Consider the following 12,621-nt stretch of genomic DNA (forward strand, 5'->3'; position numbering starts at 1 on the left):
TTCCTCCCCTCTAACTTACAGCTAATTTTTTCTCCACATAACGCATCACATATGATAAGGGTAGTGTCATAGCCAAATAAATCAATCCTATTAATGTATACGTCCCGATAGTATTGAATGTGGTACTTGCAATAATATCACCTTGATACATCAAGTCTGCACCTGCCACCATGGCTAAGATGGATGAATTTTTCACTAAATTAATAAATTGATTACCTAAAGATGGCAGGGCTAATTTAAAAGCTTGAGGTAACACAATGTAAAACATTATTTGAAAATGAGTTAACCCTTGCGAGACACCAGCTTCTGTTTGACCTTTAGGTACAGCTTCAATCCCCGCACGTACAGTATCAGCAATAAATGATGACGTATAAAGCGTCAATCCTATAGTTCCAGACAAAATACCATTCATTTTAAGGCCGTATAAAGGTAAAACGACAAAGAAAAACATGACAATAATTAAAAGTGGCACATTTCTAAAAAAATTAACATACGTATTACCAATTCGTCTAATCCAATGTCGTTTAGCTCCTTGAAGTAAGGCCATTAGTGTCCCAATTATCATGCTACCAACTAAAACTGTCAAACTAGCTAATAGTGTCACTTTAAGTCCTGAGAGTATATCTTGATGGTAATCTATTAAAATATTTAACATAATCTCAATCCTTTCTATTTTGGTTCTTCTTTAAACCATTTTTTATAAATAACAGCATAAGTGTCGTCCTCTTTCATCTCTTTTAAAGCTTGATTGACTTCTAAAACAAAACTGTCTTGACCTTTATCAATTGCAATCCCGTAAGGTTCATTAGTGAAATTATCACCTGCTAAAATAAAGTTAGGGTTCTCTTCTGACATGCCTAATAAAATACTATTATCTGTCGTCATGGCATCTCCTTGACCTGATTGAAGAGCAGTGAATGCTTCAGCGTAATTTTCCAACTCTAAAATATTTGCATCTTTAGCATGAACTCTGATATTTTCAGCTGATGTTGACCCTTTAACTGCAAGAACAGTGTTCTCACTTCCTAAATCACTTACTTTTTTTATATTACTATCTTTAGGGACTAGAAGCGACTGACCAGCTGCGAAATAGATATCTGAAAAATCAACTTGTTTTTTTCTTTCATCACTGATTGTCATTGTCGCAATAATCGCATCAATATTTCCATTTTTTAATAAGGGAATACTTGTCTTTGATGTTACTTCAATAAAATTCGCTTGCCCCTCTTCTCCTAATAAACGTTTCGTAATTTCCTTAGCGATATCAATATCAAAGCCTTCTACTTCTCTAGTTTTAATATTCATTAAGCCAAAGAGCTCTGTGTCATTTTTAACACCCCAATTAATTTCTTGTTTTTCCTTAACCTGCTCTAAAAGATCTTTATCTTGGGCATTTGTTTTCAAGCAACCACTAAGTGTCACCAAAAGTAACGGTAAGCACAGAACTAGTATTAATTTAGAATATGTTTTCATCATCTCTCCTCCTAATGGCTAATAATTGTACTTAAGAACTGCTGAGCACGTACGTCTTGTGGATTATCAAAAAATTCTTCTGACGGTCTGTCTTCTAGAATTTGACCATCTGCCATAAACACAACTCGGTCTGCCACTTCCCTAGCAAACCCCATCTCGTGGGTAACAACAACCATAGTCATGCCTGATTCTTTAGCTAATTGTTTCATAACATCTAGAACTTCTCCTACCATTTCTGGATCAAGGGCACTAGTTGGCTCGTCAAAAAGCATAATATCAGGCTCCATTGCTAGACTTCTTGCAATAGCAATTCTTTGCTGTTGTCCACCTGATAACTGTGATGGATAAGAATCTTTTTTACTTAGCATCCCAACTCTTTCTAATAGTGCCTCAGCTTTTTTAGTTGCCTCTTCACGACTTTCTTTTAATACTTTCATAGGAGCCAAGGTGACATTTTCTAATACCGTCATGTTGGCATATAGATTAAAATGTTGAAAGACCATTCCTAATCGTTTTCTTAATTCATTTAAATTTGTTTTTGAATCATGAACATTGATATCATCTACAATTAAATTCCCTGTTGTGATTTCTTCAAGAGCATTGATACAACGTAACATCGTACTCTTTCCCGAACCTGACGGACCTAGCGCTACCACGACCTCACCTTTTTCAATTAATAAATCGATATCTTTTAACGCATGAAAGTCACCATAATATTTATCTACATGTTCAAATCTTATCATTGTAATTGCCTCCTCTTTAGTTAAACATTATAATTTTTTAATTTTCTAATCAAAATCCAATTTAACCTGTCAGGAATCATTATATACTCAAATTAAATATTCTGTAAAGTTTCGCAAAAATAAAAGACAAATGTTATCACAAAAAAACCACATCAACTTCAAGTCATTAACTTGATAAATGATGTGGTTGTTTATTTAATAGTTATTTTATTAGATTATTTTAATCACTTTAAAACTTTAATAAAAAATATTTTTTCTTACCTCGGCGAACAACAATAAATTGAGATTCTATCTTGTCAGCATCAGATAAAACATAATCTAAATCTTGTACTCTATCCCCGTTAATATAGATTGCACCATTGGTTACATCTTCACGAGCTTGACGCTTTGAAGATTCAATTCCTGAATTAACTAATAATTCAACTAAGCCTAAATGATCATCCTTAGCTACATCATAGCTTGGGACATCTTTAAACCCTTGTTTAATTTCATCAGCTGTTAGTTCTTTAATGTCACCACTAAATAGTGCTTTTGAAATTTTTATCGCTTGCTCATAAGCTTTTTTACCATGAACAAGAGTAGTAACTTCTTTTGCTAAAGCTTTTTGAGCTGCACGCTCATGAGGAGCGGCTTCAAAAGCTTTTTCAATATCAGCAATTTCCTCTAAACTTAAGAAAGTAAAGTATTTTAAGAACTGAACCGCATCACGATCATCTGTATTTAGCCAGAACTGATAAAATTCGTATGGTGATGTTTTGTCTGCATCTAACCAAACAGCATTTCCTTCTGTTTTACCAAATTTGGTTCCATCAGCTTTTTTGATTAATGGCATTGTTAAGCCATATCCTTGGACTTCTTTTTCACGTCTTAATAACTCAATTCCAGATGTGATGTTTCCCCATTGGTCACTACCACCTAATTGAAGTTTCACACCTTGAGTTTCATATAATTTTAAAAAGTCATAAGCTTGAAGTAACTGGTAAGCAAACTCAGTGTAAGAAATACCTGTTTCAATACGTCGTTTTACACTTTCTTTACTCATCATGTAATTAATTGTAAAATTTTTCCCTACATCTCTTAAAAATTCGATTAGAGAGATTGTCGTCAACCAATCAGCATTGTTGGCAATAATAGCTGGATATTTTGGGTCTTCAAAATCAATAAAGCGTGATAATTGGTTTTTTAAGCTATTTGACCATGACTGGACTGTTTCAGTTGAATTCAAGCTACGTTCAGCATCTTTAAATGATGGGTCTCCAATCATTCCCGTACCACCACCAACTAAGGCCACAGGTACATGTCCATTATCTTGGAATCGCTTTAAAGTAAGTACTGGTAATAAATGACCGATATGTAAACTATCTGCAGTCGGATCAAAACCAATATACAACTTCACAGACTCTTCATTCAGTAATTTTTCTAATGCCTTCTCGTCAGTCATTTGATAGACTAAACCACGATCCTTTAATTCTGATAAAAAATTCGTTGTCATATTAGTTCCTCCTTTTTAATTTCACTACCTATCTTAACTCATCGCTTAGGCAAAATAAAGGGAAAAGACATTTTTTTCAATGTTTTCTAAAAAGGGTTTCTCAACTAGGAAAGCACTGCTTTTTTTGCTATAATAAATGACATAAAAATGGAGGTGATTAATTGGATGATTTAAATGAGTCAAATCATTTAGAAAATAATGACCCCACTAATCAAACGAGAACAGATTATTTACAAGAAGAAAAAGCACATAAAGAAAAAAACAAGTTTTTCTTTTCAGTTAATGTGATATACCGAGTTTTAAAATCAATTATCATTGTTTTATTTATTGGTCTCTTAGCTTTAGGAATGTTTGGTCTTGGTGCAGGTGTTGGGTATTTTGGATCTCTAGTTAAAACAGTAGAGGTACCTGATAAAAAAGATTTGGAGAAACAAATTCATGATTTAGACCAACAATCTAGAATGACTTATGCAGACGGTTCCTTGATTTCTGTTATTCAATCAGATTTAGTCAGAACAAAAGTGATAGGAAAAAGTATTTCACCACTTATTAAAAATGCTTTAGTTGCTACGGAGGATGAAAATTTTTATGAGCACCAAGGTATTGTCCCTAAAGCTATTGCAAGGGCCACCTTATCTGATATCTTAGGTGTTGGTAGTACATCAGGTGGTTCAACGATTACTCAACAGCTGGTTAAGCAACAATTATTAACAAATGAAACTTCATATAAACGAAAAGCTTCTGAAATGTTACTGGCTTTAAAAACGGAGGAGACTTTTTCAAAAGAAGATATTTTAGTAACTTACTTAAACGTCTCTCCTTTTGGTCGTAATAATCACGGGGAAAATATTGCTGGTATTGAAGAAGCTGCCCAAGGGGTATTTGGTGTCTCTGCTAAAGATGTCTCACTTCCTCAAGCTGCCTTTTTAGCAGGTCTTCCTCAAAGTCCAATTGAATATACACCATACACAAATGAAGGAACGATGAAGGAAGATGTTGAAGCTGGATTAAATCGAAAAAATGATGTGCTTTATAATATGTACCGAAAAAAATTCATATCTAAAGAAGAGTATGACAAAGCTAAAGAATATGATTTAAAAAAAGATTTTATTCCAGCTAGCCCAAAAGAAATTTACAACACTGGTTTTTTGTATAACTACATATATGATGAGGCTGCTAGGGTATTAATGCCAACCTATTACGAAGCAGATGGTATTACAGAAGAAGAAATCAATGATTCTGAGCAGCTTTACCTTAAATATTTTGAAAAAGCAAAAACAGACATTAGTCGTAATGGATATACTATCCACTCAACAATTGATAAAGATATTCATAATGCCATGCAAGAAGCTGTAGATCAATATGGGTATGTACTAGATGATGGTAGAGGACAGACGATTGAGACAGGTAGCGTCTTAATGGATAATAAATCTGGAAGAATATATGGCTTTATTGGCGGGCGTAACTATAGTGAAAATCAAAATAACCATGCTTTCCAAACAAGACGTTCTCCAGGTTCGACTATGAAACCAATATTAGCTTATGCTCCAGCCATTGACGTGGGCTTAATTGGTTCTGAATCTAGATTATCAGATTATCCATTAAAATATCATAGCGGGCAAGAAGTTAAAAATTATTCAGATAAAGGAAGCAATAGTTTTAAAACAACAAGAGATGCTCTGAAATGGTCCTTAAATATCCCTGTGGTCAATCTTTATAATCAGTTACTAGAAGAAACGGACCCTAAAATCTATTTTGATAAAATGAATATAGGACTAAACCCTGATGAATATTACAGAGAATCAATTCCTCTTGGAGGTACAGATCATGGTTTAACTGTTTTAGAAGAAACAGAAGCATATGCTACTTTAGCTAATAAAGGGATTTATAATGCAGGCTATTCTATTGATAAAATTGTAAACAATGATGGTGAGACAATTTTTGAACATGAAAAAAATCCTGTTGAGGTATTTAAACCAGCTACTGCTTCTATCATGAATGATATGATGCGTGATGTTTTAAAAAGTGGAACAGGTCAAGAAGCTAGAAATACTTTATATAATCATAGCGCAACCTTAGCTAATGCTGATTGGGTTGGAAAAACAGGGACTTCTGAAAACCAAGAAGATTACTGGTTTACAGCATCAACACCTACCATTACCTTAAGTAGTTGGATAGGTTATGATGAACCAACAGAGATGTATAAAACATGGAACAAACAAAACATGATTTATTGGGCTGATGTTACTAATTACGTCTATCAAAGACACCCAGATATTTTCGGTGTTGATCAAAAATTTAGTTTAGACTCTTCGGTTAAAAAAGAAAAAGTTGCAGAATTCACAGGAGAAAAGCCTGGTATTGTACAAGTTGATGGTAGACGTATTGATTTAAAAGGCTCAAAAGAGACAACTAATCTATACGCTACTGACGAAGTACCTTATAGCCAGTTTAGATTTGGTATTGGTGGCACCGATAGCAACTATCAGGACGCTTGGCGCTCATTCACTCCCTATACCAGACCACCTGAGAAAAAACCCGCACCAAAAGAAAAACCTAAAACAAAAAAAGAAACAAAGAAGAAAAAAAGCTGACTTGAACTGACCCAAAATAATAAGACACAATAAAAAAGCACTTTCTGTTGAATTCGATTAAAATGAATTTAACAGGAGGTGTTTTTTGATGGGAACAAGAGTAGCATACCCAATCGAAGTGAAAAATAAGGTCATTGAATTAAAATTATCTGGAATGACAACTAAAGAAATAATGGTAGAGTTAAATATTAAAAATAAAACACAAGTTGAAACGTGGTGGCGTTGGTATAGAAATGGAGAAACCCATAGGTTCCTCCAACCAGTTGGAAAGCAGTATAGCTTTAATAAAGGACCTGAATATGTGTCTGAAACAGAACAATTAAAAGTTGAAAATAGGTTTTTAACTCAGCAACTAGAGATACTAAAAAAGTACAACGAATTGGAAAGGATGTGGAGCCAAAAGTATTCATAGAGTTAGTCTCTAGTATGAAGGGGAAAATAACTGTTACTGAGTTGTGTCGCTTATTCCAAATACCTCGTTCTACGTATTATAGATGGCTTAAGGATAAAAATATTGGTGAATTAACAGAGTTAGAATTAGACATACAAAGACTATGTTTAGAAAATAAATATAGATATGGTTATAGAAAAATCACTGCTCTCTTAAATAGGGAGAAAAAAGTAAGTAAAAATACTGTCCAACGCATCATGCAAAAATATAATTGGAATTGCAAAGTAAAAGTTAAAAAACGTAAAAAAATGGGACAACCTTTTAAGGTTGTTGAAAATAAATTGAACCGTCATTTTACTTCTAATAAACGATTCCAAAAGCTAGTGACAGATATTACTTATCTACCTTTTGGGAGAAAGCAGCTCTATTTATCCTCTATCATGGATTTGTATAATGGTGAGATTATTGCCTACAATATTGGTGAAAAACAAGATATTAATTTTGTACTTGAAACGTTGGAACAATTACCTGAAGTAACAGATTGTTTACTACATAGTGATCAAGGATCTGTTTACACTTCATACCGTTATCAAAAAGAAGTACAAAGAAAAAGCATTACCATGAGTATGTCCCGCAAAGGGACACCATCAGATAATGCTTGTATCGAATCGTTTCATTCCTCTCTAAAGTCTGAAACGTTCTACCTAGATAGGCTCAATAATGAACCTACATCTATTGTAATACAGACGGTTATAGATTACATTAATTATTATAATAAAATTCGAATTCAACAAAAATTAGACTATAAATCTCCGATAGAATATCGTAAATCTATAGCCTAACACATGCTTTTTTGTTTGTGTCTTAATTTATTGGGTCAGTCCCGACTAGCTAGTCAGCTTTTTTTATTTAGTTGATTGACGTTTAATCATGCTGTGAGGTAAAATGATTTCTTCCTCTTCAATTTCTTCTTTATTCATTAATTTTGTTAAAAGACGCATTGATACAGCACCAATATCGTATAAAGGTTGAGAAATACTTGTAATACTTGGTCGTGCCATATCGGCAAACAACGTATTATTACTTGTAATTATCTCAAACTCCTCTGGTACTTTAATCCCTCGATCAGTTAAGCTATTCATCAAACCAACAGCTAAAACATCACTAGACACCATAGCAGCAGTTGCTCCACTATTCATTATTCTCTCATGTAAACCAAGCCCTGATTTATAATCATACTCTGCCTCAAAGACTAAGCCTTCATTGAAATCAAGTTGATAATTAGCTAATGCTTTTTTATAACCATTTAGGCGGTAAACCCCATTAATAGGATCTACTAAAGGTCCTGATACAAAGGCAACTTTTTTATTACCAGTAGAGATTAATGTTGTTGTTGCTTCTTCCGTTGCTTTTTCATAGTCGATATTAACTGAACCAACTTGATTGTCAGGGTCTATTGAACCTGCTAGAACAACAGGGGTTTTAGATTTTGAAAACTCTCCTCTAATTTGTTCAGTTAAATGGTTACCCATAAACATAATACCATCTACTTGTTTAGCAAGTAATGTATTTAACACGTTTATTTCTTTCACATCATCACCATCAGAATTAGCTAAAATGATATTATATTTATACATCGTTGCCACATCATCTATTCCTCTAGCTAAAGATGCAAAGTAAGTATTACTTACATCCGGAATGATAACGCCAATAGTTGTCGTTTTTTTACTTGCTAATCCACGCGCAACTGCATTTGGACGATAATCTAATTTATCAATAACTTCAAGAACTTTTTTTCTTGTTGCAGGCTTCACATTTGGGTTACCATTGACAACACGTGATACAGTTGCCATAGATACGCCAGCTTCTCTAGCCACATCATAAATTGTAATAGTTTGTTTTTCCATAAGGTTATTCTCCCTTTATCATTAGATAGTTATACGAATCTTGTTTATTACTTGTTAGTTATTTTAGACTATCAGAAACAAAGGCTTTTTGCAAGCGTTTTAAAAACACTTTCATGAAAATTAATGTTTTTTTCATAAAAAAAGATGCCTTGAGTAAGCACCTTTTCTATAATAGCTGATACAACAATTATCAAGTACTAATTACTTTCGTTATTAATATTGATAACCATTGAGATATCATCTGTCATATGTTGATCTTCTAAAATAATATCTTCTTCAATCTCAATTTCAATGTCTTTAGATGAGTCTTGACTTACTGATTGAAATAGATCTGTCACAGTAGTTGTTTCTTTATTTAAGTTTTCAACAGCAGTTATTTCTTTGGCAATTTCAAGGTAGTGACTTACTTTACCCTCAGTTGCTCCATCTAAATGAGCGATTAATTCACTGTAAATTTCTTTTCCACTTTTAGGTGTTAGCAAAATTGCTGCTGTACCTCCTACTATCATTCCCATTAGAAAACCACTTGATTTTTTTGACATGTATTATCCCCCTAGATAGCTGCCTATCTTTTTATTATCTTCTAAACAGATTAACTGCTGTTTTAGCTGTCTTACCAATTATTGCTGCTTTTGATGCCGAACGACTAACATCTCCTACTTTAGCTAGTACTTCTTTGCTTGAGGCATTGATTTCAGATACGCTCTCTCCTAAATCAGCTATAGCTTGAAATAACGGGTCAATTGTCTCAACTTTTTGATTCACATCAGCCAAGAGTTCGTTACCATTTACTAGTAATTCTTCGCTTTGTTTTAACAAAACGTCCACATCATCTGTTAACACAGTAATCGTTTTATCTGATTTATCTAAAATTTGGTTTACTTTTTGTGTAGATTGTGTTAAATTTTTATTCAATTGTATTAAAAAGAATATAATAACGACTACTAAAACGGCGAAAGCGATGGCTGCTATTAATGCTGCTACTTCTGTACCTGTCATAGAATTTTCTCCTACCTTTCGTTAAATGACTAATCTTAGAATACCATTATCTCTTTGATTTCTCAACCAATTATATGGGTTGTATAATTTTTGATGTGGATGAAGAAATTCATTCGCATCTATTTTTTTACAAAATAATAGAAACATACGAACTTTCCCGTTAAAATTAAAGTGACCAAACCAAATTTTAGAAAGGAAGATTCGTATGTCTCATAACCATTGTATTCGACTATCGCTAGATTTAAAAGATAAAAATATTTATTTCGATTCTATTTTTTGTGAGGAACAGCTTATTAAAGGGATAAGATCCAAGATTTATAAAGGTATTCTTACTTACACTCCTTCGGCTTGTCCTTGTTGTGGCATTAAAAATGAACAATTTTCTATTGTGAAAAATGGGTTTATTTCTTCTCGAATAAAGTGGTTAAGTGTGGCTCACTACCCAACCTATCTTTTATTAAAGAAACAGAGATTTCTTTGTCGTCATTGTGACTCCTCTTTTCTAGCTGAATCTTCAGAAATTGAGAAACATTGTTTTATCGCTAAAAGAGTGAAGCAATCAATTCTTATTGAGTTAAGTGATGCTATCTCGTTTAAAGATTTAGCTAAAAGACATTTTGTTTCATCAACAACGATTAATAGAATTTTAGTATCTGGTGGTAAAGACTTATCTAATCAATTTTTATATTTACCTCAAAACCTTTGTTTTGATGAATTTACTTCGGTTAAAAACAATAGTGGCAAGTACAGTTTTATTTACTCTGATTCCTCTACACACCAAATTATCGATATTCTCATTGATAATAAAAAGCTAACACTAGAGAAACACTTTCTTAAGTACTCTCTAAAGGTTCGTCGCCAAGTAAAAACAATTGTCGTTGATATGAATGCAGCCTATTTTAAATTAGCCAAAAGGCTATTTCCTAATGCTGAGGTGATTATTGATCGCTTTCACTTAGTTCAACTTATCAGTCGCTCTTTAAACATAACTAGAATTAAGACGATGAATCGTTATCGCACATCGAATGTAACTGACATGAAAAATTATCGAAAACTAAAAAAATATTGGAAACTCTTTTTAAAAGATTCTAATGAATTGAATTATACAGATTATCGTTATCAGCGTTTATTTAAGAGTATTTTACCTGAAACAGATGTCATGGATTATTTACTTAGCTTAAACAAAGAGTTATCAGAAACTTATAAACTTTATCAAGAACTATTATACTGTAGTAAAAACAATGATTTTGACACTTTTTCTGATCTATTATTATTAGCTAACGAAGATATCTCTATTCCAATGAAAACCTCGATTCGAACACTAAAGAAGCATTTACCAAGAATTGAAAACACCTTTAAATACGCTTATTCAAATGGTTGTTTAGAAGGTTCCATAAACAAAATTAAATTAATCAAACGAATAGCTTACGGCTATAGAAATTTTCAGAACTATAAATACAGAATTTTACTTAGTTTTAAAGACAAACAAAAAAGCAGCAAAAACCATTCGGTTTCTGCTGCCTAAATTCACTTAATTTTACTCATCCACATCATTTGACAAAGAGCCATTATATGTCGTATATTTATATTGGCTAGAATTAAAAACATTACATATATCGAGGTGTTTATTTTTGAAAGAAACAACTAGTACCCAAGAGCCTGAAGTAATTGTTCAGGCTTCTAAAAATGTTAAAGGATTCCATGAGTTTTTTAACTCTCAAGATTGGGATAAAATTTTTGGAACAGTGGTTAATAAAGTTATCTTAGTAATTCTTCTCTTGATTTTTCTTTTGATTGTTAAAAAAATGCTTTTTGCTATTGTTAATAAATCTTTTGAAAACTATCAAAAGAAAGATAATTATAGTGAAAATCGTGTTAAAACCTTACGAACAATTTCAGATAACGCAATCCAGTATTCTTTATTTTTCGTTGGACTCTACTCTGTTTTAACTATTATCGGTGTACCTGTAGCATCTTTAATTGCTGGGGCAGGAATTGCTGGGATAGCTATTGGGCTTGGTGCACAAGGCTTCATCAATGATATCATCACTGGATTTTTCTTAATCTATGAACGCCAACTAGATGTTGGAGATTATGTCATCATTGATTCAATTGAAGGAACGGTTGATGATATCGGACTTCGAACTACTAAAGTCAAAAGTTCCAATGGAACTATGAACTATATTCCTAACCGTGAGATTTTAGTTGTGAGTAATCTCTCCCGAGGTAATCAGCAAATTTGCGTAGATATTCGAGTTCATCCTGATGATGACATTGACAAAATCATCTCTATTATGGAAAAAGTCAATGAGGAAAATATTGATAATTTAGAAGACGTTCGTTCTAAACCTCAAATTATCGGTTTAACTGACTTAGGAAATGGTAATTTTGCTATTAGAGCTTCTGTATACGTGATAAGTGAGGATCAAGTAAAAGTCAAATCAAAAATGACTACAGCTTACGTAGAAGCGCTAACTAATAATGGTATCTCAATACCAACAAGTCCTATTAACTTATCTGTTTAAACAAAAAAACATCTCTGAAAAGACTATTTTTAGTCTTTTCAGAGATGTTTTTTCATTATTTAGTTATGTTAGACCAAGCAACTATTTCGTTTTGGTCTTACCTGTCCAATTCATATAGCCGCCCTTTAAAATATGGATATTTGTATATCCTTCTTTTTTTAACAAGCCGGCCATGTAAATTGCCATTGTGTTACGGTTATCATATAAATAGATAGGCGTATCTTTTCTAATAGCTAATAAGTACTCTTTATGTGCTCTTGCCATTGTATAAGGAATATTTCTAGCTCCTAAGATATGACCACGATCAAAATCTGTTTTCTCCCTTACATCAATAACTTGGGCTGAGCGCATGATTTCTTGTAACTTATCTTGCTCAATCCACTCAGCAGAACGCTTACGTTTAAAAGCGAAAAACAATTTATACAAGATATAACCTATGATAACTACTAACAAAATAACACTAACTGTTCCTAAAAAACCCACGAGACATTTACCTT

General features: G+C 32.8%; 12 protein-coding genes. 4 read left to right on the forward strand and 8 right to left on the reverse strand.

Features of this window, described 5'->3' with window-relative positions; all coding sequences use genetic code 11:
- Positions 1–10: 10 nt before the first annotated feature.
- The 4 genes from VSF34_RS05955 to tyrS all read right to left on the reverse strand — a co-directional run bounded on the left by VSF34_RS05955 (position 11) and on the right by tyrS (position 3,708).
- Positions 11–655, reverse strand: a complete 645-nt coding sequence (locus tag VSF34_RS05955; protein ID WP_326716444.1) for an amino acid ABC transporter permease — start codon at positions 653–655, stop codon at positions 11–13.
- Between the two features lie 14 nt (positions 656–669).
- The gene (locus tag VSF34_RS05960) at positions 670–1,473 is read right to left on the reverse strand and encodes a transporter substrate-binding domain-containing protein (protein ID WP_326716445.1); all 804 of its coding nucleotides are present in this window, start codon (positions 1,471–1,473) and stop codon (positions 670–672) included.
- 11 nt (positions 1,474–1,484) lie between these two features.
- Positions 1,485–2,222, reverse strand: coding sequence for an amino acid ABC transporter ATP-binding protein (locus tag VSF34_RS05965; RefSeq protein ID WP_326718038.1), 738 nt, complete (start codon positions 2,220–2,222; stop codon positions 1,485–1,487).
- Between the two features lie 223 nt (positions 2,223–2,445).
- The gene (gene tyrS / locus VSF34_RS05970; protein ID WP_326716446.1) at positions 2,446–3,708 is read right to left on the reverse strand and encodes a tyrosine--tRNA ligase; all 1,263 of its coding nucleotides are present in this window, start codon (positions 3,706–3,708) and stop codon (positions 2,446–2,448) included.
- Between the two features lie 161 nt (positions 3,709–3,869).
- Between tyrS and VSF34_RS05975 the strand changes: the two genes are divergently transcribed.
- Positions 3,870–6,302: a transglycosylase domain-containing protein gene (locus VSF34_RS05975; protein ID WP_326716447.1), complete on the forward strand. Its 2,433-nt coding sequence runs from the start codon at positions 3,870–3,872 to the stop codon at positions 6,300–6,302.
- A gap of 88 nt (positions 6,303–6,390) precedes the next feature.
- Positions 6,391–7,535, forward strand: a protein-coding gene (locus VSF34_RS05980) for an IS3 family transposase (RefSeq protein WP_326716448.1) whose coding sequence is annotated in 2 segments (ribosomal slippage) — positions 6,391–6,664 and positions 6,664–7,535 — 1,146 coding nt in all. Because the reading frame shifts where the segments join, the coding sequence is not laid out codon by codon here.
- Positions 7,536–7,598: 63 nt separating this feature from the next.
- On the opposite strand, the gene ccpA is transcribed toward VSF34_RS05980, so the two are convergent.
- The 3 genes from ccpA to VSF34_RS05995 all read right to left on the reverse strand — a co-directional run bounded on the left by ccpA (position 7,599) and on the right by VSF34_RS05995 (position 9,599).
- Positions 7,599–8,600, reverse strand: a complete 1,002-nt coding sequence (gene ccpA, locus VSF34_RS05985; protein ID WP_326716449.1) for a catabolite control protein A — start codon at positions 8,598–8,600, stop codon at positions 7,599–7,601.
- A 197-nt stretch (positions 8,601–8,797) separates the two neighbouring features.
- Positions 8,798–9,142 carry a YtxH domain-containing protein gene (locus VSF34_RS05990; RefSeq protein ID WP_326716450.1) on the reverse strand — a complete coding sequence of 115 codons (345 nt, stop codon included), beginning with the start codon at positions 9,140–9,142 and terminating at the stop codon, positions 8,798–8,800.
- A gap of 34 nt (positions 9,143–9,176) precedes the next feature.
- Positions 9,177–9,599, reverse strand: a complete 423-nt coding sequence (locus tag VSF34_RS05995; protein WP_326716451.1) for a DUF948 domain-containing protein — start codon at positions 9,597–9,599, stop codon at positions 9,177–9,179.
- A gap of 205 nt (positions 9,600–9,804) precedes the next feature.
- Here VSF34_RS05995 and VSF34_RS06000 point away from each other — a divergent pair, with 205 nt between their 5' ends.
- Both VSF34_RS06000 and VSF34_RS06005 read left to right on the forward strand, forming a co-directional pair.
- A complete protein-coding gene (locus tag VSF34_RS06000; protein WP_311873860.1) occupies positions 9,805–11,124 on the forward strand; it encodes an ISL3 family transposase in 1,320 nt (439 codons plus the stop codon).
- Between the two features lie 106 nt (positions 11,125–11,230).
- On the forward strand, positions 11,231–12,124 hold the full coding sequence (locus VSF34_RS06005) for a mechanosensitive ion channel family protein (RefSeq protein ID WP_326716452.1): 894 nt from the start codon (positions 11,231–11,233) through the stop codon (positions 12,122–12,124).
- Between the two features lie 81 nt (positions 12,125–12,205).
- On the opposite strand, the gene VSF34_RS06010 is transcribed toward VSF34_RS06005, so the two are convergent.
- Positions 12,206–12,607 carry a rhodanese-like domain-containing protein gene (locus tag VSF34_RS06010; RefSeq protein ID WP_326716453.1) on the reverse strand — a complete coding sequence of 134 codons (402 nt, stop codon included), beginning with the start codon at positions 12,605–12,607 and terminating at the stop codon, positions 12,206–12,208.
- Between the last annotated feature and the right edge of the window lie 14 nt (positions 12,608–12,621).

The sequence above is a fragment of the Vagococcus jeotgali genome (assembly GCF_035918315.1).
Lineage (GTDB): Bacteria > Bacillota > Bacilli > Lactobacillales > Vagococcaceae > Vagococcus > Vagococcus jeotgali.